21 protein-coding genes are annotated in these 24,488 nt (G+C 71.6%); 12 read left to right on the forward strand and 9 right to left on the reverse strand.

Annotated elements, in window-relative coordinates; translation table 11 throughout:
• Positions 1-49: 49 nt before the first annotated feature.
• Both ACH442_RS34880 and ACH442_RS34885 read left to right on the forward strand, forming a co-directional pair.
• On the forward strand, positions 50-538 hold the full coding sequence (locus ACH442_RS34880; RefSeq protein WP_396342326.1) for a Crp/Fnr family transcriptional regulator: 489 nt from the start codon (positions 50-52) through the stop codon (positions 536-538).
• Between the two features lie 89 nt (positions 539-627).
• A complete protein-coding gene (locus ACH442_RS34885) occupies positions 628-2,277 on the forward strand; it encodes an aspartate:alanine exchanger family transporter (RefSeq protein WP_396342327.1) in 1,650 nt (549 codons plus the stop codon).
• A gap of 88 nt (positions 2,278-2,365) precedes the next feature.
• On the opposite strand, the gene ACH442_RS34890 is transcribed toward ACH442_RS34885, so the two are convergent.
• Complete coding sequence (locus ACH442_RS34890) at positions 2,366-2,950, reverse strand: DoxX family membrane protein (protein WP_396342328.1); 585 nt, start codon at positions 2,948-2,950, stop codon at positions 2,366-2,368.
• A 210-nt stretch (positions 2,951-3,160) separates the two neighbouring features.
• Between ACH442_RS34890 and ACH442_RS34895 the strand changes: the two genes are divergently transcribed.
• Positions 3,161-3,436 carry a DUF1876 domain-containing protein gene (locus ACH442_RS34895; RefSeq protein ID WP_396342329.1) on the forward strand — a complete coding sequence of 92 codons (276 nt, stop codon included), beginning with the start codon at positions 3,161-3,163 and terminating at the stop codon, positions 3,434-3,436.
• 63 nt (positions 3,437-3,499) lie between these two features.
• Here the strand turns inward: ACH442_RS34895 and ACH442_RS34900 are convergent, their stop codons facing one another.
• On the reverse strand, positions 3,500-4,342 hold the full coding sequence (locus ACH442_RS34900) for a universal stress protein (protein ID WP_396342330.1): 843 nt from the start codon (positions 4,340-4,342) through the stop codon (positions 3,500-3,502).
• A 111-nt stretch (positions 4,343-4,453) separates the two neighbouring features.
• On the opposite strand from ACH442_RS34900, the gene ACH442_RS34905 reads away from it, so the two are divergent.
• The 4 genes from ACH442_RS34905 (at position 4,454) to ACH442_RS34920 (ending at position 9,677) form a co-directional block, all read left to right on the forward strand.
• Positions 4,454-7,171 carry a cation-translocating P-type ATPase gene (locus tag ACH442_RS34905; protein ID WP_396342331.1) on the forward strand — a complete coding sequence of 906 codons (2,718 nt, stop codon included), beginning with the start codon at positions 4,454-4,456 and terminating at the stop codon, positions 7,169-7,171.
• Positions 7,150-7,806, forward strand: coding sequence for a CBS domain-containing protein (locus ACH442_RS34910; RefSeq protein ID WP_396342332.1), 657 nt, complete (start codon positions 7,150-7,152; stop codon positions 7,804-7,806). Before ACH442_RS34905 ends, ACH442_RS34910 begins: the two co-directional genes overlap by 22 nt.
• Before the next feature lie 58 nt (positions 7,807-7,864).
• Positions 7,865-8,749 (forward strand): universal stress protein, encoded by an 885-nt coding sequence (locus tag ACH442_RS34915; RefSeq protein ID WP_396342333.1) that lies wholly within the window; start codon positions 7,865-7,867, stop codon positions 8,747-8,749.
• A 280-nt stretch (positions 8,750-9,029) separates the two neighbouring features.
• Entirely contained in the window at positions 9,030-9,677 is a 648-nt protein-coding gene (locus ACH442_RS34920) for a hypothetical protein (protein WP_396342334.1), read from the forward strand.
• 415 nt (positions 9,678-10,092) lie between these two features.
• Here ACH442_RS34920 and ACH442_RS34925 read toward each other — a convergent pair whose 3' ends face one another.
• Positions 10,093-10,539: a CBS domain-containing protein gene (locus ACH442_RS34925; RefSeq protein ID WP_396342335.1), complete on the reverse strand. Its 447-nt coding sequence runs from the start codon at positions 10,537-10,539 to the stop codon at positions 10,093-10,095.
• 802 nt (positions 10,540-11,341) lie between these two features.
• On the opposite strand from ACH442_RS34925, the gene ACH442_RS34930 reads away from it, so the two are divergent.
• On the forward strand, positions 11,342-12,787 hold the full coding sequence (locus ACH442_RS34930; protein ID WP_396342336.1) for a nitronate monooxygenase: 1,446 nt from the start codon (positions 11,342-11,344) through the stop codon (positions 12,785-12,787).
• 175 nt (positions 12,788-12,962) lie between these two features.
• On the opposite strand, the gene ACH442_RS34935 is transcribed toward ACH442_RS34930, so the two are convergent.
• From ACH442_RS34935 to ACH442_RS34955, 5 genes are all read right to left on the reverse strand, one after another.
• Positions 12,963-13,184, reverse strand: coding sequence for a hypothetical protein (locus ACH442_RS34935; protein ID WP_396342337.1), 222 nt, complete (start codon positions 13,182-13,184; stop codon positions 12,963-12,965).
• Between the two features lie 256 nt (positions 13,185-13,440).
• A complete protein-coding gene (locus ACH442_RS34940) occupies positions 13,441-13,962 on the reverse strand; it encodes a hypothetical protein (RefSeq protein WP_396342338.1) in 522 nt (173 codons plus the stop codon).
• A 28-nt stretch (positions 13,963-13,990) separates the two neighbouring features.
• The gene (locus ACH442_RS34945; RefSeq protein ID WP_396342339.1) at positions 13,991-14,656 is read right to left on the reverse strand and encodes a DUF4232 domain-containing protein; all 666 of its coding nucleotides are present in this window, start codon (positions 14,654-14,656) and stop codon (positions 13,991-13,993) included.
• A gap of 44 nt (positions 14,657-14,700) precedes the next feature.
• On the reverse strand, positions 14,701-15,222 hold the full coding sequence (locus ACH442_RS34950; protein ID WP_396342340.1) for a hypothetical protein: 522 nt from the start codon (positions 15,220-15,222) through the stop codon (positions 14,701-14,703).
• 145 nt (positions 15,223-15,367) lie between these two features.
• Positions 15,368-16,054, reverse strand: coding sequence for a DUF4232 domain-containing protein (locus ACH442_RS34955; protein ID WP_396342341.1), 687 nt, complete (start codon positions 16,052-16,054; stop codon positions 15,368-15,370).
• 438 nt (positions 16,055-16,492) lie between these two features.
• Between ACH442_RS34955 and ACH442_RS34960 the strand changes: the two genes are divergently transcribed.
• The 3 genes from ACH442_RS34960 (at position 16,493) to ACH442_RS34970 (ending at position 22,423) form a co-directional block, all read left to right on the forward strand.
• Positions 16,493-17,008: a hypothetical protein gene (locus ACH442_RS34960; protein WP_396342342.1), complete on the forward strand. Its 516-nt coding sequence runs from the start codon at positions 16,493-16,495 to the stop codon at positions 17,006-17,008.
• A gap of 89 nt (positions 17,009-17,097) precedes the next feature.
• Entirely contained in the window at positions 17,098-18,363 is a 1,266-nt protein-coding gene (locus ACH442_RS34965) for an esterase/lipase family protein (protein WP_396342343.1), read from the forward strand.
• A gap of 115 nt (positions 18,364-18,478) precedes the next feature.
• On the forward strand, positions 18,479-22,423 hold the full coding sequence (locus ACH442_RS34970) for a tetratricopeptide repeat protein (protein ID WP_396342344.1): 3,945 nt from the start codon (positions 18,479-18,481) through the stop codon (positions 22,421-22,423).
• 99 nt (positions 22,424-22,522) lie between these two features.
• Here ACH442_RS34970 and ACH442_RS34975 read toward each other — a convergent pair whose 3' ends face one another.
• Positions 22,523-23,536 carry an NAD(P)H-dependent glycerol-3-phosphate dehydrogenase gene (locus ACH442_RS34975; protein WP_396342345.1) on the reverse strand — a complete coding sequence of 338 codons (1,014 nt, stop codon included), beginning with the start codon at positions 23,534-23,536 and terminating at the stop codon, positions 22,523-22,525.
• A 165-nt stretch (positions 23,537-23,701) separates the two neighbouring features.
• Between ACH442_RS34975 and ACH442_RS34980 the strand changes: the two genes are divergently transcribed.
• Positions 23,702-24,481: an electron transfer flavoprotein subunit beta/FixA family protein gene (locus ACH442_RS34980; protein WP_396342346.1), complete on the forward strand. Its 780-nt coding sequence runs from the start codon at positions 23,702-23,704 to the stop codon at positions 24,479-24,481.
• Positions 24,482-24,488 lie beyond the last annotated feature (7 nt).

Here is a 24,488-nt window from a genome sequence, read left to right on the forward strand (position 1 = left end):
GCATAGCGTCGGAACGACCGCGACGAACCGCACCACCAGGAGATGCGTCATGACGTCCCTGAGCATTTTCGACCAGCTCGTGATGCACGACTTCGCGGCGGACGTGCCCGCCGAATGGTTGAGCCGCTGGGCCGCCCACGGCCGGCCGGTGTTCCACGCCAGCCGGACCCGGCTGTTCTCCACCGGCGACCCGGCGACCAGGTTCTGGCTGATCAACTCCGGGGCGGTGGTCCTCGACCTTCCCGTCCCCGGGCGCGGCGACATCGTCATCGAACGACTGCGCCACGGTTCGGTGCTCGGCTGGTCCTGGCTGATCGCCCCGTACCGCTGGCGGTTCGGTGCCCTGGTCGCCGAGGACATGCACGCCATCGAGTTCAGCGCCGCCCGGATCCGCGACCTGATCGCCGAGGACCCGGAGATGGGCCGCGACCTCAACAGCCGGTTCCTGACCGTGCTCGCCGACCGGCTGCAGGCCGCCCGGGGACGGCTGGCCGAGTTGTACGCCTACCCGGACGTGCCGCCGGGCGACCCCCGCTGAGACCACGAATACGGGTCACGCTGTTCGCGTGGCCCCGGCCGTTTCCGTCTCCGCCCGCTGACCTGCGCGGGCCGCGCATCATATCGAGGGTGAGTTTGTCGCCGATCAACCTGCTGGCGGGCAACGCCGTACTGCTGTGCGCGGTCGTCCTGGGTCTCGGGCACCTGCTCGGGAGTCTCCGGGTCCGTGGCGTCGCGCTGGGTGTCGCGGCCGTCTTCTTCGTCGGGCTCGGCCTCGGCGCCCTCGACGAGCGGCTGCGGCTGCCGGACTTCGCCGACCAGTTCGGGCTGGCCCTGTTCGTCTACCTGATCGGGCTGGCCGGCGGGGCCGGCTTCGTCACCGCCCTGCGCCGGCGCGGCCTGCTCGACAACCTCCTCGTCGTCGCGGTCCTGGCCGTTGCGGCACTGACCGCGGCCGGGGCCGCGGCGGCGCTCCACCTCGGTCCGGCCACGGCCGCCGGTGTGTTCGCCGGTGCACTGGTCAACGCGCCGGCGCTCGGGGGCGCCCAGGAGGCGCTGCGCGCCGTCGACCCGGCCCACGCCGGGGCCCTCGCCGGCGACGCGGCGGTCGGCATGAGCCTGACCTACGGGTACGGCGTCGTCGCCATGATCGGGGCGCTCGTCACGTACATGGTGATCGTCCGGGTCGACTTCGGGCGTGAAGCCGCCGAGAACACGGACCTGGCCGCCGCACCCCGACGACTCGTCGAACGAGCGGTGCGGGTCACCCGGGGTGCCGGAACCGACGTCCGGGAACTCAACGACGAGCTGGCCCGGCACGGCGAGGTGTTGCTGGTCCGGCTGCAGCGCGGCGACCACACGCACCTGGTCCCGACGATGACCACCCTGCGGGAGGGCGACCTGCTGTCGATGGTCGGCACCACCGACGCGACCAGGGACCTCGTCGCACGCCTGGGCGAGAAGGTCTGGCCGGTGCTGTCACTCGACCGCAACAGTCTCGACTTCCGGCGCATCACCGTCTCCAACCCCGAGGTCGTCGGCACCGCGCTCGCCGACCTGGATCTGCCGCACCTGCATCACGCGATCATCACCCGCGTACGGCGTGGTGATCAGGACCTGCTGGCGACCCCGGCCACCCGGCTGCTTCCGGGTGACCGCGTCCGCGTCGTCACGTCACGCGACCGCATGCCCGACGTGACGGCCATGCTCGGGGACTCCGACCAGTCGCTGACCCGCGTCGACTTCACCGGCCTCACCCTGGGCCTGGCCCTGGGGCTCCTCCTCGGTACGGTCTCGGTGCCGCTCGGCGGCGGTGCCGGCCTGCGCCTCGGCCTGGCCGCGGGGCCGCTCATCGTGGGCCTGATCCTGGGCCGCCTCGGCCGGACCGGCCCGATCACGTGGCACCAGCCGCGGTCCACGATGCTGGTGCTCCGTCAGGTCGGCGTCGCGCTGTTCTTCGCCGGGGTCGGGCTGAAGTCCGGCGGTGCGCTCGTGCACGGGTTCGCCGGCGGGGACGCGTGGAAGACGATCGCGGCCGGCGGGCTCGTCGCGGCCGGCACCGCCGTCGCCTGCATCGCCGCCGGGCGACTCCTGCGCATGCCCGTCTCGTGGCTGATGGGTGTGATGGCCGGCATCGACACCAACCCGGCGGTGCTCACCTTCGCGGAGGACCGCGCCCGCAACGAGTTGCCGGCGCTGGCGTACTCGACGGTGTTCCCGGTCGCCATGGTCCTGAAGATTCTCATCGCCCAGTTGATGATCGTGCTGCTGCTTCATTGATCGTGCCCGCGCCGCACGAACGCGTGGAGCGGGCCGGCCGCGGCAGCGGCCGGCCGATTGCGCTGTTCGCCGTCGCGCGGCGCGAGGGTCAGATCAGCCAGCGGTTGCGCTGGACCAGCGGGAGCTGCGCCCACCAGCGACCCAGGCCCCAGGTGTGACCCGCGTAGGTCAGGGCGGTGACGATCGCGCCGAGGGCGTACACGATGTGGTAGTCGACGATCGGGTTGGTGGAGTGGGTCGCCTCGCCCGAGCCGCTGGTCTTGGCCGGCGGGAACTCGGCGAACCACATCAGCAGCATCATCGCGGTGGCCGCGGTCGCGGCGATGCGCATGCCGATGCCGAGGATCAGCGCGACACCGATGCCCAGCAGGCCGAGCATGAACAGCCAGTCGGCCCAGCCCTTCCCGGCGATGTCGTTGAAGAAGCCCTGGAACGGTCCGACGTCGACGCCGGAGAGGAAGCCCTTGGTCGGCGAGCCGCCGTTGATCCAGGATTTCTCGGACGGGGTGGCGTAACCCCACCCGAAGGTCTTGTCGAGGAAGGCCCACAGGAACACGAATCCGGTGGCGATGCGCAGAACGGCGAGGCTGCGAGCCGCGGTGGTGGTGAGCATCGAGCCGGGCGCCGGGGCCCTCTCGAGCGAGGTGGCCGCGTCACGGCCGGTGGCAGTCATGATCTCCTCCTTTAGACGGTGCTCTATGGATCGACTATTCGCCGCCCCGGTTCTTGGTCACCTGGGCTGGTGGACCCGACTGCGCAGGGCCGAAGGACCCGGACGGGCCGCGGTGGACAGCCGGGACCCCACGACGGGACGAACAGCACTGTGCGGGCGTGCCCGGAACGGGTTCGCTGGCAGGAAACGGGACCGTGAGGGGAGTGGACGATGATTCACACGAAGACCTGGACGGTCGAGATCACCATCGACGAGCACGAGGACGAACGTCGTACCCGTGCCGTCGCCGTGTTGCGGACCGAGGCGAGGCCGCAGATCCATGGGGAGGGCAGCGCCAACCGGGCCCCCCGGGATCTCGAGGTGCCGGAGATCGGGGACGAGCTCGCCACCGCGCGGGCGCTGGCCGATCTCGCCTACCAGTTGCTGGACGTGACGGCCGCCGACATCGAACAGATCACGCACCGGCCGGTGCGCCTGCCCGGCTGACGATCACTCCGGTCGCGGCTCGACCCGCGGCGCCCAGAGGTTCTGTCCGGCGGGACAGAACCTCTAGGCGCTGACGACGAGCACCGGGCAGTCGCTGTGCTGCAGCAGGTGGCCGGTGGTGGCGTTGAACAGGTTTCCGCTGATCAGGCCGTGGCCGTGGTGGCCGGCCACGATCAGCTGAGTGCCGTGCGAGATCTCGGTCAGGGTCGCGGCCGTGCTCTCCGCCGAGACCAGGGTCTCCACAGCCACCTGCGGATACTTGTTCTGCCAGGGTGCGAGCTGCTCGGCCAGCCGATCGCGGTGGGCGGCCTCGGGGTCGGCCGTCACCTGTTCGGTGGCCGGCGTCGGGGCATACGAGCGGACCACCACCAGGCTCGCGTCGCGTCCGGCGGCCGTGGCGAAAGCGGCGTCCAGAACGGCGTCGTCGCACGCGGAGTCGTCCACCCCGGTAGCGACCGGTCCGGCACCAGGGTCGGCGCGACCACGGACGACGACCACCGGGCAGTGGGCGTGGGCGGCGATGCGCCGGGCGGACGAGCCCAGCAGCCGCTCCGAGAGACCGCCGTGGGCTCGGGTACCGACCACGAGGCCGGCCGCGCCGACCGACGCGTTGAGCAGTTGCGTCATGGGGCGGCCGATCCGGACCTGCGCCTCGGCCGCCATCAGGCCCGGCGCGGCTTCGGCGGCCTGACGGACAGCGTCGCGGACCACGGTCTGGGCACCTTCCCGGGCCATGCGGAAGTGCTCACCCGCGAAGTCGTAGCGGCTGACCGCCCAGTCCCACTGGAGGACGTGGACGATGCGTAACAGCAGATTCCGGCGTACGGCCTCGCGCGCGGCCCACCGGACGGCGGCGGTGCCGGCAGCGGTGCCGTCGGTGCCGGCCGTGATGCTCGGGGCGCCCATGGTGCCTCCTCCGCGTGTTCGTCACCATCGATCGTCTTGCTGACCCGGGCCTGCCGGTCAGGGCCGAACGACCCTGACTGTGGCCACTGTCGGGAGCGGACGCTGGGAGGTATGGCTCAGACGACGACGGCTCCGGCCGAGGTCGACGAGCGACAGCCGCCGACCGAACTCTTCCGGCACCTGCGTTCCGGACCCACTGGCCTGCGCTCTCGCGAGGCGGCCCGCCGGCTCACGGTGTACGGACCCAACGAGCTGTCGCGGCGGCACACCCGCAACTGGCCGCGTCAGCTGCTCGCCCAGTTCACCCAGCCACTGGCGGTGCTGCTGATGGTCGCCGCGGTGCTGGCCTGGGCCGGGCACACTCCCGCGCTGGCCGCCGCGGTGATCGCCGTGATCCTGCTCAACGCCGGGTTCGCGTTCGTCCAGGAGCAGCAGGCCGAACGGGCGGTGGAGGCACTGGCCGCGTTCCTGCCGCAGTCGGCGCGGGTGCTGCGCGACGGCGTGCTGGTCGAGGCGCCGGCCCGTGACCTCGTACCCGGTGATGTCATCGAGGTCGCCGAAGGCGATCGGATCTGCGCCGACGCACGGCTGATCGACGGATCCGTCGCGGTCGACCTCTCCGCGCTCAACGGCGAGTCCGTGCCCGCCATCCGGGCCGCCGACTCCGAACCGGTCCCAGGCCCGCTGCTGGAGGCCCGGGAACTGGTGTTCAGCGGCACCTCGTGCACAGCTGGGCAGGGGCATGCGGTGGTCACCCACACCGGCATGCACACCGAGATCGGGCGCATCGCCGCGCTCTCGCAGCGCGGTCACCTCGAGCCCAGCCCGCTGGAGCGGCAGGTCCGCCGGGCCACCTGGATCATCGCGGCCGCGGCGGTCGCGGCCGGGATCGCGTTCCTGCCCATCGGCGTGCTCGCCGGGCTGGGCTGGGCGGCCGCGATCAGCTTCGCGATCGGCCTGATCGTCGCGAACGTCCCGGAGGGTCTGCTGCCCACCATCACCCTCGCGCTCGCCGCGGGGGTACGCGAACTGGCGCGGGCCGGCGCGGTGGTCAAGCGGCTGTCCGCGGTGGAGACCCTCGGCTCGACCACGGTGATCTGCACCGACAAGACCGGCACGCTGACCGAGAACCGGATGCGGGTCACCCGGCTGTGGCTGGCCGGTGGCGAGCGCGACGCGAGCACCGCGGCCGGTGACGGACCGGCCCGCGCCCTGGCGATCGCGGCGGCCACCTGCACCACCGCCCACCCGGCCGGTGACGGCGCGCCGGCCGACAGCGGCGACCCGACCGAACTCGCCCTGATCCACCTGGCGTCCGCACTCGGGGTTCCGGTGCGATCGACCGAACGCGATGCTGCCCGCACCACCCTGTACGCCTTCGACCCGCGTACCAAGCGCATGTCCACGGTGACCGGTGGCCGCCTGCACGCCAAGGGCGCGCCGGAGGCGGTGATGCCGCTGTGCACGCGGATCCTCGACAGCTCCGGGCGGCCCGCCGACCTCACCGACGCGCAGCGCGACGAGGTCACCGCCGCCGTCGACCGGTACGCCCGGACCGGCCTGCGCGTGCTGGCCGTCGCCGAACGCGTCGCGGGCAGCGATGTACTGACCGCCGACCGCGACCGGGCCGAGACCGGGTTGACCCTGCTCGGCCTGATCGCGATGCTCGACCCGCCGCGCGAGGCGGTGCCCGCCGCGGTCGCCGCCGCACACCGGGCCGGGGTCCGGGTGCACGTCATCACCGGCGACTACGGGACGACCGCGGCGACGATCGCCGGCCAGGTCGGCATCGGCGACGGCCACCAGCAGGTGGTCACCGGGGCCGAACTGGACGCGATGGGCGACGCCGAGCTGGACCGGCTGCTCGGCGACGGACAGGAGATCGTCTTCGCCCGATCGTCGCCCGAGGGCAAACTGCGCATCTGCGAGGCGCTGCGCTCCCAGGGCCACATCGTGGCGATGACCGGTGACGGCGTCAACGACGCCCCGGCGCTGCGCCGCGCCGACATCGGGGTGGCGATGGGCCGCTCCGGCACCGACGTGGCCCGCGAGGCGGCGACCATGGTCCTCACCGACGACAACTTCGCCACGATCGTGCGGGCGGTCGAGGCCGGGCGGCGCGTGTTCGACAACGTACGCAAATTTGTTCTTTACATCTTTGCCCACGCCGTACCCGAGGTCGTGCCGTTCCTGATCTTCGCCCTGTCCGGCGGGGCCGTGCCGTTGCCCCTGACCGTGCTGCAGATCCTCGCCATCGACCTGGGCACCGAGACCCTGCCGGCGCTCGCGCTCGGCCGCGAACGCGCCGAACCCGGCCTGATGGACCGGCCGCCCCGGTCACCGAAGAGCGGGGTGATCGACCGGCGCCTGCTCTGGCGGGCCTGGGGCCTGCTCGGCGTCACCTCGGCGATCCTGGTCACCGCCGGGTTCTTCTGGACCCTGTGGCGCTCGGGATGGCATCCCGGCAGCGTGCTGGCCGGCCCGGCGCAGGCCAAGGCCACGACGATGACCTTCGCCGGGATCGTCGCGTGCCAGATCGGTACGGCGTTCGCCGCCCGCACCGACTACGCGCCGCTGCGCGCGATCGGCGTGTTCAGCAACCGCCTGCTGCTCGGCGGCATCGTGTTCGAGATCGTCTTCGCCGCCGCCCTGATCTACCTGGCACCTCTGCAGCCCCTGTTCGGCACGGCCGCTCTCGGCGGCGCCGAACTGCTGTTCATCGCCCCGTTCCCGCTGGTGGTGTGGGGCGTCGACGAGTTGTACCGCGCGTGGTTGCGCCACCGCGGCCCGGACAAGGAGGGATCATCATGCGAGTCCGCGGCATCATGACCAAGGCTGTTCACGTCGTCTGGCACGACGCGCCGGTGGAAACCGCCGCCGACCTGATGACCACCCATGCCGTCACCGCGCTGCCCGTGGTCGACGCCCACTGCCGTCTGGTCGGCATGGTCGGCGAGAGCGACCTGCTCTGGCATCGCGTCGCCGCCGAACCGCTGGCCGGTCCGGACGGGCATGCCGACACCATCGCTGAACCGGGGCGTCGCCCCGGCATCGTGGGTGAGGTGATGTCGGAGTATCCGGTCACCACCACACCGGGCGCGGACGTGGCCGACGTCGCGCAGGTGATGCTCGACCATGACGTACGCAGCCTGCCCGTACTGGAGGACGGCGAGATCATCGGCATCGTCAGCCGGCGGGACATCCTCAAGGCGATGGTCCGCGACGACAGCCTGCTCGCCGAGGACGTGCAGCGCCGCGTGGACGAGTACGCCGGCCGGCGCGGCCGCTGGGCGGTCACCGCCGACGCCGGCGTCGTCACCGTCACCGGCGGATTCCCGAACGAGCAGCAGCGTACGGTCGTCGCGCTACTGGCCCGCACCGTCCCCGGCGTGGCCGGCGTACGCCTGCCCGAGGTGGACGGGTCCAACGGCTCTGCCCCGCGGAACACGGCCGTGCTGGCATAGAGACATGGAGACGCCGGCGGCGGAGCCGGCGTCTCCGGCATTGCCGGGAGGTGTCGCCATGAGCACCATCGACTCGGGAACCTCGAACCGGTTCGGCGAGATGATCAACCGTTATCTGGCCACGGAGAGCTACCCCGACCCGTACGCCGTCGTGCCCACCCGGGCCCCGGCAACCACCCCGGTCCGCCCGGCCGCCACCACCGGCACGGTCCTGGTCGGCGTCGACGACAGCCCGATCAGTTGCGTCGCCGTCGACCACGCGGCGATCGAGGCCGAGTTGCACGGTTGGTCCCTGCACCTGATGACGATCCGGCGCGGCGAAGCCGACGAGGCGGCGGAGACCCTCCTGCAGCGGCTCACCGACCGGGTGCACGCCAGCGCTCCCGCTGTCTCGGTGACCAGCAGTCTGGCCGTCGGAACCCACCCGGCGCGGCTGCTGATGGCCGCGGCCGCCGAGGCCGGCCTGCTGGTGGTCGGTCACCGGCACGGCGCCACCAGCACCGCGCTGGGACGCAGCGTCGCCGACCAGGTCGCCCGGCGGCACTGCGGGCCGGTCCTCGTGGTCCGGATGCCGGGCTGGCCGGCCGGCCCCGAGTTCGGCCGCAAGCCGCTGGTGGCCGCGGTCGACGGTTCGGCGACGGCACAAGCCGCGGCGGAGTTCGCGTACGCCGAAGCCCGGGCCCGCGGCTGCGACGTCAACCTGCTGCACGTCGTCGGCGACCGGATGGACCTGGCGCGCCGCCTCGAGACCAGGGACGGCGTACGAGTGCACCACCGGATCCTCGTCGGGGACCCGGTCACCGCACTGATCCAGGAATCCGGGCGGGCGGCGGCCGTGGTGATCTCCCGCCAGCGGCGCAACCTGCTCGATCGGACCCTGCTCGGGCCGGCCGTGCATCTGCTGCCGCAGCGGGCGTACTGCCCGGTCTTCCTGGTCGGATGACCCGTGGCCGCGCCGTCCGTCGCCGTGCGGATGCCGGCGGCGGTCGGATGCTCGTGTGTCGGCGAGACGGCGGCGAGCCGGAAGAGGCCGGTGGGCCCTACCGTGCGCGGCGAGTAGCGGGAGACGGTGAGGATCGAAGAGTGCCATAGGTGCGGGCCGGAGTCCGCGTGGCGCGCGGCGCCATCTCCGTCGTCCGGCCGGCACCGGCACACCGTGGAGAAACCGGAGGTGAGCCGTGTTCCACCAGCGTAGTGACGACCCACATGAAAGCGCACCCCGCATGCGCGGCCTGCGACTGGGCATCGGCGCGGTACTGGCGCTGTGCCTGGGGCTCCCGTCCCTCGCGATGGCGACCCCGGCTGCGGCGGCGCCCGGGACGGGCGCGCCATCCGTGATCTCCGTCCCCGACGAGGCCATGCTGCAGCCGGCGGACCTGGGCGGCGTCGAGACCATGCCGGCCGCCGACGATCTGCGTCCCTGGCTGCGCCCGCCGCAACCGTGCGCCCTGTACCGCAGCGCCGCTCTGCGTGGCGCGGACCGCGCTGTCGAGGCGGTCTACCCGGTCGGTGACGTGCGACCCACCGTGTTACTGGAGTACGTCGCCGTCTACCGCGGCGGCGGTGCGGCCCAGTACCTGCGTGAGCTGACCCGGGCGGTGACCCGCTGCTCCGGCTGCACCGACACCGGCCGCACCTGGCAGGTGGTCGGCACCGGCATCGCCGGCCGGCACTCGCTGCTGCTGAGCGTGCGCGAAACCGTCGGCTACGAGGGCGACAACCGAGTGCAGACCAGCTATGTCGCGGTCGCCCGGACCGGACACGCGATCGTCGTGCTCGCCGACATCGGCTGGGAGATCGGCGACGGTCACGAGGCCGTGGTCCGCGATCTGGCGCCGGTCGCCGTCGCCCGCGCCGCCGTGGTGGGCTGACCGGCGATCGGCCGGCGGTGAGGCGAACATCAGCGGGTCCGGCCACCACGGTGCACCGCCACAGCCCGGGCAGGTCTTCGACGGGCTGTGGCGGGCGCTGGCTGTCGGCGCCGACTTCGGCGGCAACGCCACCGCCGTGGGCGCTTCGGCGAACGTCGTGGTGCTCGGTATCGCCAGTCGCGCCGGTCACAAGATCACATTCTGGGGTTCACCGAGTACGAGCTGATCGTCGCGGTGATCACCGTGCCGTACCTCTGGTTGCGGTTCTTCGCCTTCTGACAGTGCACCGAGAGCCCGCTCCAGGAGGAAGAGGCTCATTGATCCGACCCGCATCCGACCGGTCCGGGGCCCTCCGCACCGGCGTGGCAAGAATGCTCGCTGGCATTCGCCCTGCGGTGGCGGACGTTTGCCCTGGTCAGGTGCCGAGAATCCGGTCCAGCAGCCCGTCGAGGGTGATCACGCCGGTCATCACCTTTGTCTTGTCGACGACGGCGACCAGCGGCACGTTGGAGCGGGCCATCACCGCGGCGACCTCCAGCAGGGTGGCGTCGGCGCTGACGGCGGGCAGTTCCGGCCGGTGTCGGGGGAGCAGGTCGGCGACCGTGCGCTCGCCGATGCCGGCCAGGATGACGTCCGCGTCGGCCTCGCCGATCACCCGTGCGAGAGCGGGATCTTCCTGGCAGTACGACGGCAGCGCCATGCGCAGCACCTGGGTGCCGGCCAGCACGGTGACCGGCCGTCCCTTGTCGTCGGTCACGACCAGGCCGGATAGATCCTGGGCGGCCAGCAGCCGGGCGGCGTCACGGGCCGGGGTCTTCTCGGTCACGGTGTCCATCCGGGTGGACACGTCTGCAGCGCGCATGAGACCGAACCTACGCCTGTACGTCACGGGAACGACGGCTGCCGGCCCGCATTCTGCGCCGTAACACGCCGTACCAGGCCGGCACGTCAGCCTCCTCGAGCTGCCGCACCGCCTCGACGAGCTGCCCGCCGGTGAAGTCTGGGTGCACTGCGCCGCCGGCTACCGCGCCTCGATCGCCGCGTCCCTGCTCGCCGCCGCCGGTCGGGTGCGCCGGCGTACCAACCCGTGGCGATCTTCGTCGCCACGCCTGCCACCGCGAGCGCGGACGCCGACGGCAGCGCGCCGATCAGCTCGGCCGGTTGGACAACCAGCCCGATGGCCCCGGCAACAACGTCCAGGGGCGTTGGCCCTGACCTCGGGTTGCCCTGCCGGGTGCGGCGTCGCGGGAGTCGACCCCCGGACCGGCTGTGGTCACGATCGCGCCGCTGTTCACCCTGCGCCGTACCGCCGGATGGGCATCTCCCGCCCCGCTGCACGTCATGGAAGAACCTGGCGGAAACAGGCCGGCGGACTCTGACCGCCGACCCGCGGCGGCGCGACTGCCGAGGCACCGCAAGCCCTCCCGGCAGGTCCGCGCCCGGCCGGCGCGGCGACGCGCCGGCACCGTCGGCGGCCGGATGGCCTCATGCGGCGTGGTCGGCCGTACGACGGCCGGCCAGGATTAGAGGCCTTCGACCCATCAACCGATCAGTAGGGTCAAGCTACCGTGTCTGAACATCGAGTCCGTTCTGTGCTGCCGAGCCGCGCCAGGCGGCACTGCACGGCGCCGCTTCGCAAGTCGCTTCCGCTGAGGAGGACGACGATGAACACCACGGATACGAATCTGCCGCGCATCATCCAGGGGGGCATGGGCGTCGCGATCTCCGGCTGGCCACTGGCCCGGGCGGTGTCCCGGACGGGGCAGCTCGGCGTCGTCTCGGGCACCGCCCTGGAGATCGTCTGCACGCGCCGGCTTCAACTCGGGGATCCCGGAGGGCACGTGCGCCGGGCGCTGGCTCACTTTCCGGTAGAGGGTGTCGCCGAGCGGATCCTGGCCGCGTACTACTGCTCCGGTGGTAAACCTGACGCGGCGCCGTTCCGGCCGGTGCCCCGGTTCACGCTGAGCCCGGCCCGGGCGTTGCGGGAGCTGACCGTCGCGGCGAACTTCGTCGAGGTGTACCTGGCCAAGGAGGGGCATGACGGTGAGGTGGGCATCAACTATCTACGCAAGATCGAACTGCCGATCCCGTACGCCTGCTACGGAGCCATGCTCGCCGGCGTCGACCACGTCCTGATGGGCGCGGGCAGCCCGGCCGAGATGCCGGCACTGCTCGACCGGCTGGCCGGCCACGAGCCGGTCACCCTGCCGATCCGGGTGCAAGGCGCCACCTCGGCCGAAGGTGACTTCGCGGTCACCTTCGATCCGGGTGAACTCTTCGGCCCGCCGCTGCCACCGTTGCGCCGCCCGCGCTTGGAAGCGATAGTCGCCTCGGTCGAGCTTGCGGAAGCCCTTGCCGCCGACCCGGTCACCCGCCCCGACGGGTTGATCGTCGAAGGTCAACCGGCCGGTGGGCACAACGCGCCGCCGCGGGGCCCGCGCCGTCTGGACGCCACCGGGCAGCCGATCTACGACCAGCGGGACATCGTCGCACCACACCAGCTGACCCGGCTCGGCCTGCCCTACTGGATGGCCGGCGGCTACGCGACGCCGCAAGGGCTGGCCGATGCCGTTGCCGCCGGCGCGCACGGCATCCAGGCCGGCACCATCTTCGCGCTGTGCCGCGAATCCGGGATGGCTCCGGACTGCAAACAGGAACTTCTCGCACAAGCGGCGGCCGGACAGGTGACGGTCCGCACCGACGGACGGGCCTCACCCACCGGGTTCCCTTTCAAGGTTGCCGACCTGCCCGGCACACTCTCCGACGAACAGGTCTACGCCGACCGGCCCCGCCTGTGCGATCTCGGGGTGCTCCGCATGGCCTATTGCCGACCTGACGGCAGCATCGGCTACCGCTGCCCCTCCGAGCCGATCACGATGTACGTCGAGCGCCGCGGCGGCCGGGAGGCGAACACCGTCGGACGTCGCTGCCTGTGCAACGCGCTGCTGGCCACCGCCGGTCTGCCCCAGCGGCGACCCGACGGATACACCGAACCACCCATCGTCACGACCGGGAGCGACTTCACCGGAGTACGCGACCTGCTGTCCCGCACACCGGACGGCCAGAACTACACCGCCGGCGACGCCGTCACCTACCTCCTCGCGGCTTGAGTGCCGGCGGTGGCAGCCGCCGTGCTCATCGATCAGCTCCCGATCCCGTCCGCGCATCCGGCCTCGGCCGGCCGAGCACAGCGGCCGGGCGAGGCGGCGGGCGAGGCGGCGGGCGAGGCGGCGGGCGAGGGGACTACCGGCCCATTCGAAGATCGCGGGTTGGGGCCGCGACCGGTCACGCCTTCATCGGCGGGCCCGTCGCCTCCGGTCCGGATGCCGCGGGGGCAGCCTCGGCAAGGGTGGCGGGGTCGATGCCGAGCGTCGACAGCAGACTGCGGTTGCGCAGGATGTCGATGTCGTCGGGTAGCTGGCGGTCGAACCAGTCAGCCCGGCTCTGTAGTCCTCGAGTCCGGAGTACCTGTAGAACGTCGGCTTTGCGGGCGGTCTTCTCGGCCATGAGCAGCTCCTTCGCCGACCGGAGCCTGTCGCGCCGGTCTGCGTCCCGGATCCTGTCCTCATCGTGCGGGCTGTCGGGGGGGCGATTGCCAGGGCCGTCCGGACAGTGGCGTCCGGGCCAGTCGCACCCGCACCGGCTGACCAGCCGCTGGTCGCGGGTGGTCAGCCGGGCAAGCTCGTTCGGTGCGGCTGGTGCGGCTGGTGCGGCCGGTGCGGCTGGTGCGGCCGGTTCGACGAGTTCGGCCCGGCCGGCTTGTTCAGGGCGTGAAGATCTCGTCGATCGCGACGGCGGCGCCGCCCCGGACGGTGAGGGTGACCTTCGGCTCCTGCCCCTTCTCCTTGGCGGCGAACTGAGCGAGGGTACGGGCGCAGCTCGGATCCTCGGCGCCCGGGTCGCAGACCTCGTCGTCGTCGTTCATCGCGGTGGTGAAGGTGGCTCCGGCCGCGATCGGTAGCTCGGTGACCCCGCCGAGGTTCACCGTGTCGTAGTCGTTCGTGCAGTCGGCCTTGCCGACGCAGGAGACCATCTTCATCGGCTGGATCCGCGCCACCCGTTTCGACACGTCGATCGACATGAGGAACGCCTGCGACTTGCCGTCCGCGATGCCACCGGCCCGCTGCGGGGAGGAGGTGACGTGCGTGGGCGCCGGGGCGGTGGCCGGGCTGGACCCCGCGGCGGCCGGGTGGGTCGCGGCAGCCGGCGTCGCCGTTCCCGCGTCGCAGGCGCCCAGCGCGAGCAGGGCACCCGCCGCGAGCGCGGCACCGAACAGGGCCCTCATCCTCCTCCTTTCTGATCGCATCGACACCTCAGGCGCCGGCCGCGACCGGCTCGATCGCGTTGGGCAGGCCGATGCCCGGCTCGGTCGACGTCGTGAAGGCGACCGGCAGGGACTTCGGCCAGGCCAGGGTGAGGTGGGTGGTCTCGTCCGGAGGGGTCAGCTCCACCTGCGACGGCAGCGTGGGGCTCTCCGCGTTGGGCACGTCCCAGATGCGGATCACCGTGTGCGCGGCGGCGCCCGCCTTCAGCGTGATCCGCCCGCCGTCCCCGGCGCGGGGCAGACTGTAGCGTCGGCCGGAGCCGCCGATCAGGTCCGCGCCCGGGAAGCCGTACATCGTGCACGACTTTCCACCGGTGTTCTCGAAGACCACCCGTACGTCGGTGAAGTGTTCGTCGTTGTGCTCGTAGGGCTCGCCTGCGGTCAGCCGGGCGCTCAGGTCGCCGGTGTGGCACCGCGCGATCGTGGCCCCGGTGGTGCCGCTGACCGGTTTTGCCCCGGTCCCGGCCGGCTTCGGTGTGCCGGCTGGGCCGGCCGTGCCGGCGCCCTCCGGGTCCGGCGTGGACGTGTCGTTCGGGCTGGTCGTGATGGTGGCCGCCGGGGCGGCCGCGGTTGGCGACCCGCTCGGCGTGCCGCAGCCTCCGACGGTGGCCACCGCGCCCACCGCCAGTGCCGCGACCAGCAAAAACTTGCGCATGCGCAGATCCTTCTCAGTCAGGATGTCGAGGCGGGAGAGGGTGTTCACTGGTAGTAGCAGACCGACAGCTTCTTGCCTGCGGCTTTCGGGATGCCCACCTCGCCGCAGTCGATGGAGCTGCCCTCGGTGCTGAACTTCCACTTGCCGGCGCTGTAGTGGTAGACCAGGACGCCGTCTCCGCCGTCGATGCCGGGATCGGCCTGCGCCCAGCCGTCGGCGCACTGGATGCTGGACGCCACCACCTTGATCTCCCCGGCGGAGTATCCGGGGACCGGGATGGCGGTGAGCGTGCCGGCGCTTACCGGGCAGCCGCCCGCGGTGGCCGGCGCCGGCGCGACGGTGGTGGCCTTCGTGGTCTTCTTCTCGGTGGGCTTCGCGGTCGGCGTCGCCTCGGCCGAGGTCCGGGCAGGCGCGGCGGTGGTGGCGGCGACGGCCGGTGCGGACGCGGTGGCGGCCGCGGGCGCGGCGGGTGACACGGGCGAGCCGGCAGTGGACCCACCGGACGTCGAGGTGCAGCCGGCCACGGCCAGGACTGCGGCGATCGGTACGACGATCAGACGAGACAAGGGTTCCTCAGTTCGAGCGAAGGAGTCGTTGCGGACAACATCATTCCGGGAGCGCTCCCACGGTTGATGTCTGGAACCCGACTTATTTGCATACATCGGGTTATGTCGTCGGTCACCTTGAGCCGGTGGACCGGCTGCGGAACGGTCAGCCCTGCCGGCCGGTGGTGCCGGCGATCAGCGGGTGCACATCGAACCCGGAGCACCCACCGGTCCAGGCAAGGGTCACCGGCTGCGTGCCGGTGGGCGGGCCGATCTGCACCTTCGCAACCTCACCGCAGCCGCCTCCGGTCGTGAGGTCGAAGCTCGAGGAGTCGATCATGGCGGCGGCCGTCTGGCCGGTCTTCAGCGTGATCCGCGGCGGCGTACTGCGCCCGTCGGTCTGCCCGCCCGCGAAACCGGCCGGGCTCCGCGTGAACGTCACCTTGGTGCCGTCGGTCTTCCGTGCGGCCACCGCCGGGTAGCCGCTGATCCAGCAGGCCGCCCCGGTGTTGCGGAACTGCACCGTGTTCACGATGCGCCCGCTGGCGCCGTCACCGTCGTCCAGCGTGATCTTCAGCTGGGCGGTCGTGCAGTCCGGCGCCTGACCGTCGCCCGGGTCACTGGTCGGCGTCCGGGTGCGGGCCGGGGCGGTCGTGGTCTTGTGGGCGGCCGGCACCGCGGTGTCCGTTGCGGACGAGGTCTCGGGCCGGGCCGCAGCCGCCGGCGACGCCGGGCCGGCCGGTTGCCCGGTCGCCGGCGCGGAGCCGGCCGTGGTGTCCACCTTGCAGGCGGTCAACGCCAGCAGCGCGGCAGTGCAGACAGCGGGTACGGCGAGAGTGGAACGCCAGTTCATGACAAAGTCCCCAAGGTTCAAAGGTTCATTGACATCCGGCCGCGCCGCCGGACATCCAGAACCTTACGAAGCGCCATGGGAGCGCTCCATCCCGACATCGTGCCATGCGGTCGTCACGCGATGTCAGGTAGCTCACCGTCCCCGCGGGATCGTGCCCGGTTGATCACCCGGACAGGTCTGCCGTCGGCGGTACAGCTGCCGCCATGATGCGTGGCGTACTGGGGAGGGTCCTGCTGCGGCGCTGAACCGCTGTGCGCCGGTGACGGACAGGTTGCGAAGTCCCGCCGGTTCTGGCCGGGTGCCATTCCGATCTTCGACCGCGGTCACGACCGGTGCCCAACGCCGACACGGAACGTCAAGAGGCTTCCGGCACTGCCCCCACCCGCGCGCACCTGTTCACCGTTGAGTAGACCAATATCGATGCCGAAGGGGTGTGTCATGACTGAGCAAGGGCTTCTCGACGCCGCAGTGGCACCGCACGACGCCGAGGTGGCGACCAGTCAACCGGTATCCCTGTTCGGCATTCGCAGCACGGTGAAACTGACTGCCCTGCGAACCTACCCGCAGGACATCCTTCCCGTTGTCGCAAGCGCCCTGCAACGCCTGCGGGTCCCGCCGGCCGGCCCGCCGTTCTGCGTGCTGCGCCCTCGCGGCGACGGACAATTCGACGTCCTGGCCGCCTACCCCACCAAGAGACGGCCCAGGATCGGCCAGCCTTTCACGACCAACAGGCTCTCCGGCGGTCTCGTGGTGCGGACGTTGCACCACGGGCCGTGGACCACGCTGCTGAACACCTATGACCAGCTCAGCGAATGGCTGACCGTGCACCACATCAAACAGGTCTCGCTCATGTGGGAGGAATACCTCGTCGGACCGGACACGACAGCTGACCCCACGATGTGGCAAACGCGAATCGTCGTGCCCCTGCCCGGCGGCAGGTCCGGCAGACGCTGAGGCTCCGTCGTCGGCGCCACCTCGTTTGCCCGGGCGGCGTCCGCGCGTCAACCTGGAAGGGCACAAGGGTGCGGGGACGGAGCGTTGCCGTGGAGAGCGCGAGGGAGGCCGGGGCGGTCGGGCGGCTGGTCGGTGACGGGCTGGCCGGTGTCGTCGCGGTGGTGCGGGACACCCACCGGGCGATCAGCGACCGGGCCTTCGACGCCGTGGGGCCGGTGAGCCGGCCGGTCCGGGCCGTTCATGATGCTGTCACCGGTGGGGTGTACGCGATCGTCCGGGCCGCGCACGCCACGATTCCCCGGCTGATCGGCACGACCGTCGAGCACGGATGGCGCCCGGAGAAGTCTCCCTTGTCCGGCAGCCCGGCGGGGCGGGTGACCCTCGGGGTGGTCAACGGCATCTGGGGGGACACACTCGACGCCCGGCATCCGGACCTGGCGACGCCGATGGCGCTGCGAGCGCGTGACGCGGACGTGCAGCCCACTGCCGAGGACCTGCGCGCGGCGTTCCCGGCGGCGACCCCACGGATCGTCGTCTTCGTGCACGGATTGTGCGAGACCGAGGACCACTGGTCGCTGGCCGCCGACCGGCATCACGGGGTGGCCGGCACGACGCTCGGCTCCCGGTTGCGGCGCGAGTTCGGTTACACCCCGGTCTACCTGCGATACAACACCGGCCTGCACGTGTCCGACAACGGGCGGCGGCTGGCCGCTCTGCTGGAGGAGGTGAGCACGGCCTGGCCGGTCCCGGTGCGGGAGATCAGCCTGATCGGGCACTCGATGGGCGGCCTGGTGATCCGCAGCGCCGGCCAGCAGGCCGCGGGGGCCGGTCATCGCTGGGCGCATGCGGTGCGGAACGTGGTGTTCCTGGGCACCCCGCACCTCGGGGCGCCGCTGGCCCGCGGCGTGCACCGGGTGGCGTGGCTGCTGGCCCGTTTCCCGGAGAGCCGCCCGATCGGTGAGCTGCTGCGCCGGCGCAGCGCAGGAGTCCAGGATCTCGCCTACGGCAACCTGGTCGAGGCGGACTGGCGTGCCGCCGACCCCGCCGCGCTGCCCAGCGACACCTGCACCGACGTGCCGTTCCTGCCGGGCGCCCACCACTATTTCATCGGCGCCACCCTCGGCGGCCGGCCGCACGACCCGCTCGCCGCCGTGGTCGGCGACCTGCTCGTTCCGTTCAGCAGCGCCGCGGGCCGGGGCGACCGGCGCCGGCTGCCGTTCCCGGCCGGCAACGGGCGCCATCTCGGCGGCCTGCACCACCTGGACCTGCTCAACCACCCGGCGGTGCACGATCAGGTCTGTGCCTGGCTCGCCGCCCCGGCAGCGCAGCCCGAGGGTGACGAAGCGTCGCGTTGACGACAGGACGACGGGTCCAACAGCACTGCCCGTGGTGCCGGTGCCGCGATGGGATGGAGTCGGTGGCGTCCTGTTCATCGGAATCGGGCGTCCGCGGCCGGCGAAGGGAGTCGTCGTGTCCCCTCACGTCAATTCGGCCCAACGGCACCTGCGGCGAGGCGAGTACGCGCAGGCCGAGGTGGAGGCCCAAGCTGTCCTGGACGGCGGTGACGAAGCTGCCGGCCGCATCCTGCAGGGACGTGCCGATCTGGAGCGCGGCCGGCTGGTCGCCGCGCTGGAACAGTTCGAGAAGGCGGCCGCAGCCGCGCCCGACTCGGCGCAGCCGTACGCCTGGCAGGTTGCGGCCCTGGATCGGCAGGACCGCGACGACGAGGCGTGGACCCACGCCGAACGTGCGTTGAAACGGTTCCCCGCCAGCGTCGATCTCCTCATCGCCGCCGGTCGTGCTTCAGCCGGTCGCTTGGACTTCCGGACCGCCCTGCTCCGGTTCCGGAAGGCGGCGCGCCTTGCTCCGAGCGATCCGCGCACCCGTGAATGGGAGGTGACCGGACTGCGCCTGGCGTACCGGTACGACGATGCCACCGCGGCGATCGATGGCGCTATCGCTGACCAGCCGGGCGAGCCGTGCCTTTATCGGGAACGCGGGTACAACCTGTGCCGCACCAGCCGCCATGACGCGGCGCTCCGGGCGTACGAGACCGCCTTGTCCATCGACCCTCTCGACCGCGCCACGATCGAATGCATGGCCGCGGAGCTGTGCCATCTGGGCCGCCGACAGGACGCCGAACGCCGGCTGCGAGACGCCCAGACCCGGCTCCCCGAAGAGGCGTGGCCGTCTCTTGCTCTCGCCGATCAGCTGTCCGGCGAGAGCAGGTACCTGGAGTCGCTCGTGTGGTGCGAGGAAGCTTTGCGGCGGGAGCCGCAACTGGCCGAGGCCATCACCTTGGCCGCGGACACGGAGCGTGCTCTCGGCCGGCCGGACGACGCGCACGACCGGCTGACCGCCGCGCTCGCCGGTGGGTCCGTACAGTGCCGTCCCCGGTTGCAGGTCGCCGACGCCGCTGCGCTCCTGAGACTGCAACGCCTGAACGAGGCGCTGACCCTGCTCGAGAGGCTCCTCGAACAGCGACCACACTCCGTGGACGCGATCACCCGCAAGGTCGAATGCCTGAACGCGATGGGACGCTCCGGGGCCGCCACCGACGCACTGCGCAAGGCCACCATCCGCTTCGGCGAGACTCGACTTCTTCTCGCCTGGCAGTTGTACGACCACGGTGATCCGGACGGCGCGCTGAGTGAGTACCAGAAGTACATCAAGCTGGACAGCTGGTCGCTCGCCGCGTCGTGCGGCAAGGTACGAGTGCTGGGTGAACAGCACCGTATGGACGATGCCGTCGAAGCCGCTGAGACCGCGATCCGCCGATGGCCGCGTGACATCGACCCGCTCCTGGAACTTGCCTACCTCCGCACCGACGAGAAACGCCTCGGAGCGGCCCTCCAGATCATCGACCAGGCCCTCCAGCTGCAGCCCACCGACGAATCCGCGCTCCGCTGGCGAGTCCTGGTTCTGCAGGAACTCGGCCGGTGGGGCGCGGCCGAAACCGCCGCCGCCGAGTGGAAAGCGCGATCGCCCGAGTCCGCCCTCGCCCTGGAGCAGTATCTCGACGTGCTCGATCATCGGGGATGGCCGAGGGAAGCGGACCGGCTGCTGAACCGGGAACTCGACCGGCGCCCCCACGACCTCAATCTGTTGCTGCTCCGGGAACAGCGGCTGCGCTCGCGATGCCGGTACGACGATGCCCTGGCGGTGCTGGACGAACTCGCTAGCCGGTATGACGCTTCCGACGTGTGCGTTCGCCGTACGGAATCGCTGATCGGCACCCGCCGCTTCGAGCAGTGCGAGGCCGAGATCAGCGGCGCCATCGACCGCTTCGGCCGGAGGCCCGAGTTGCTCACCGCCTCCACCGAACTGCAGCTGGCAATCGGTGGCACGGAAGCGGCCCTCGAGCTCTGCGACCAGATCTTGGAGGCGGACCCCGACAACCTGACGGCGGCCCGGAACCGGATCGAGGCGCTGCTCGACCGGGACCGACTCGAAGACGCCGAGCGGTGCGCCCGGCAGGAACGCCTCCGGCGACCCGAGAACGCGGACTCTCACCTGCAGCTTGCCCGCGTGCATCACGCCCTCGGCGACTACGACCTGGCAATCACGGAATGCCGGACTGCTGCCGAGCTCGAACCCGGCGGCTATCGGGCCGCCATCGGCGAATTGCTTCTCCTGCGCGCGAAATGTCAGTTCGCGACGGCGGAGGAGCGGGCGCGCCGGGCACGGAGCCGGTGGCCGGAACTCGCCCTCGTCCAGATCGAGCTCGGTCTGGTTCTGGCCGCCCAGAACCGTTTCTCCGAAGCCGTCGCCGAGTTCGACGCGGTCCTGCGGACCCACCCCACCGACTCGTTCGCGGCGATTGTCAAGTCCGGGGCTCTGTGCGCGATGCGCCGGTTCGCCGAGGCCGAGGCACTGATCAGCCGGTTCTGCAGCGATCAGCCATACGACCGATACCTGCGCGCCGAGCTGGGCCGGATACAGAGTGATCGACAACAGCCGGACGCTGCCAGGATCACTTTCCGCGGACTGCTACGGGACGCCGCCAATCCCGCGGAACGGCAGGAAGCATGCTGCGCGCTGGGCTGGATCGAGGTCGATCAGTGCCGTTCCGGCTCGGCCGAAGAACATTTCCGGGCGGTCCTCGAGGAGTCTCCCCGCTGCACTGACGCGCTGCTCGGGGTCGCTTCAGTGTTGGTCGGCCGCGGAGAATCCGCAGGTTACGACGAGGCCGAACAGCTGTGCCGGCGGCTTCTGGAGCTACGTCCTTACTCTCCCGAAGCCCACACCTGTCTGGGTCAGCTGCACGCACAGCGCCAGGAGCCCGCCGAGGCTTACTACCACCTGCGCCGCGCTGTCGACATCAATCCCTTCAGGGGCAATTACGTCAAACTCGCCGATTTCCTGCTCGGGCGTGAACGTCTCGACGAGGCCGGCGCGATGCTGAGTGCGGCCCTCCGGACAGACCCCGACGACGTGCGGGCGCACGTCCTGCTCGGCCGGGTGTTCCTGGGGCGTGCCGACAGCGCCGCTCAGGGCGACGGGAAGGATGCGGCACAGGCCGCTTACCACTTCGGGCAGGCGTACGGCCTGCGTCCGGAGAGTGAGGAAGCCGCTTTGGGTATGGCGGTGGCCTGCGCCTGTGGTGCGGCGGGCGGTCTGGTGGAGGCCGAGCGGATTCTGCGCCGCCGGCTCGCGGGGCAGCGCACCGACGTGTCGTCAGCGGCGGTACGGGTGGTCCTGGCCCGCGTTCTCGTTCAGCAGGGTCAGCAGAGCGACCGCAGCGAGTTCTACGCGGACGCGCTGGACGTGATCCAGCCCGTCCTGCGTGCAGGCTCGACTGATGCCGAATGTCACTACCTGGCGGCACTGGCGGACCTGGCGCTCGTCGGCGCCGCGACGGCGGCTCGCCCGCAACCGATTCGCTGGCGGCGAGCCCGGGCGCGACTTCGCACCTGCACGAGGCTCGGTCAGGACCATGTCGAGGCCCGGCACCTGCTGCGCGCGATGCAGGAGTCGGAGCGGGCCGCCAGGCCCGCCCGCCGGGTGGCCGCCGGCAGCGGCCTTCTGGTCGCCGTCTCGATCGCGATCGTCGTGCTGATGTGGGCCGGCCTGGCCGGCGCCGGGCCGAAGATCGAGGCCACCATGGTCGTCGCCCTGACCCCGGTCATGGTCGGTTTGGCCGCACTGAGTCTCGTGCTGCCCACGATCAGCCGGATGAATCTGCCCGGTGGGGTCCGAGCCGAACTGTCGGCCGGGCTCGACGACACCGCCGGTCGGCTGCCCGCAAAGATCTTCGCGCCGATCCGGCACAGTTGGAAGTCGCCCTTCCCCACCCTGAGCGCGCCCCGTCCCGCATTGGTTCCCGCGTCCGCGGACACCGACCTTGGCCCGAAGAGCGATCTGCTTCTTCAGCGCCGACAACCGGCCGGTGGCAAGGTAGGGGGGAGCGGCTGAACGCAAGCCGGCCGCGGTCCCGTGGCCGGGCACCGAGTGCTCATGCGCGCGGAGCCGAGCATGATCCACGCTTCCGGCGCCGTCGTCGGCGCGAACCGGTCACCAGGTGTCGCCGGACTCGTGGCCGGGCATGACCCGCAGCAACCCGCGATAGGTCTGCTCGATCGGCTGCCCGTGGTTGAGCACCGCGTCGACCTCCCGGGCGATGGGCATCTCGATGCCCCGCTCGGCGGCCAGTTTCAGCACCGCCGCCGTTGTCCGGACGCCCTCGGCCACCTGGTTCGTCGAGGCGAGGATCTCCGCGAGCGGCCGGCCACGTCCCAGTTCGTAGCCGACGCGACGGTTGCGGCTGTGCGGGCTGACGCAGGTGACGATGAGGTCGCCCATTCCGGCCAGCCCGGCGAAGGTCTCCGGACGGCCGCCGGCCGCCGTGCCGAGCCGGGTCAGCTCGTGCAGGGACCGGGTGATCACCATGGCCCGGGTGTTGTCGCCGGCGCCGAGCCCGTCACCGAAGCCGACGGCGATCGCGAACACGTTCTTCAGCGCGCCGGCCACCTCCACCCCGATCACGTCGTCGCTGGTGTAGACCCGGTACCGGGAGGTGTTGAGCACCGGTTGCAGGGCCTGCGCGGTGTGGTGGTGCGGCATGGCGAGCGTTGCCGCGGCGGCGTATCCCTGAGCGATCTCCCGGGCGATGTTGGGCCCGGAGAGCACCCCGGCCGGGTGCCCGGGCAGGACCTCGCCGATCACCTCGGTCATCCGTTTGCGGCTGTTCGGCTCCAGGCCTTTGACCAGGCTGACCACCGGGATCAGCGGGCGGACCCGGTCGGCGGACAGTTCGAGCACGCCGCGCAGGAACGGTGACGGCACCGCGGCGATCAGCACGTCGGCGTCGTCGACCGCCTCGGCCAGGTCGGCGGTGGCGCGCAGGGCCGGGCAGAGGGCGAATTCCGGCAGGTAGCGCGGGTTGCGATGGTTCTCGTTGATCTGCCGGACGATCGCCGGGTCACGCAGCCAGAGCACGGTGCGGGTGTTGCGGGCGGCGATCGAGGCCACTGTCGTGCCCCAGGTGCCTCCGCCGAGCACGGCGATCGTGGGGGTGCGGGCGGTCATGGCTGCGCCCCTTCCGCTCGGGGAGGCTCACGGACAGTCTTCGGCCGGGCCGCGCCGCCCGGCCACCGGCGATCGCCTCGTAAATCCGGGTCCTTGGTCCCTGTGGATCAATCGAGCGAAGTCATTACGGTGCGCCACGAGGGAACTACCGATTCGAGGGAATCCATGAAGATCGTAGTCCTGGTCAAGTACGTGCCGGAGCCCACCGCCGCGTGGCGCTTCGCCGATGATCACACGCTGGACCGGCAGGGCGTCGAGGGCCGGCTGTCCGAACTCGACGAGTACGCCGTGGAGCAGGCCCTGCGCCTCGCCGATGCCGGTGTCGCCACCCACGTCGGCTACTTGACGATGGGCCCGGCCCGGGCGGCCGAGGGTCTGCGCAAGGCTCTGGCGATGGGCGGTGACGACGCCGTTCACGTGGTGGACGACGCGCTGCACGGCTCGGACGCGCTCAGCACCTCGCTGGTGCTTGCCACCGCGCTCCGCCAGGTCGGCTTCGACCTGGTGATCTGCGGCATGGCCTCGACCGACGCGGAGATGTCGGTGGTGCCGGCGATGGTCGCCGACCGGCTCGGCGTCCCCGCCCTGACCGGTGCCGAGACGCTCACCGTGGACGGGACGGAGGTCACCGCGCGCCGGGACACCGACGACGCCACCGAGGAGCTGACGGCGGCCCTGCCGGCGCTGGTGTCGGTCACCGATCGCTCCGGCGACGCCCGGCTGCCGTCGTTCAAGAACATCGTCGCCGCCAAGAAGAAGCCGGTGCGCACGCTGGCGCTGGCCGACCTCGGCATCGCGGCCGAGCGGGTCGGCGCGAACGCGTCGGCGACCGTGGTCCGCGCGGTGCGGCCTCGTCCGCCCCGCGAGGCCGGGACGGTCATCACCGACGAGGGGGACGCGGCCGCACGGCTCGCCGACTTCCTCGCCGCCAACAAGCTGTTGTAGACCACGA

It is taken from the genome of Actinoplanes sp. NPDC020271 (genome assembly GCF_044388125.1).
Lineage (GTDB): Bacteria > Actinomycetota > Actinomycetes > Mycobacteriales > Micromonosporaceae > Actinoplanes.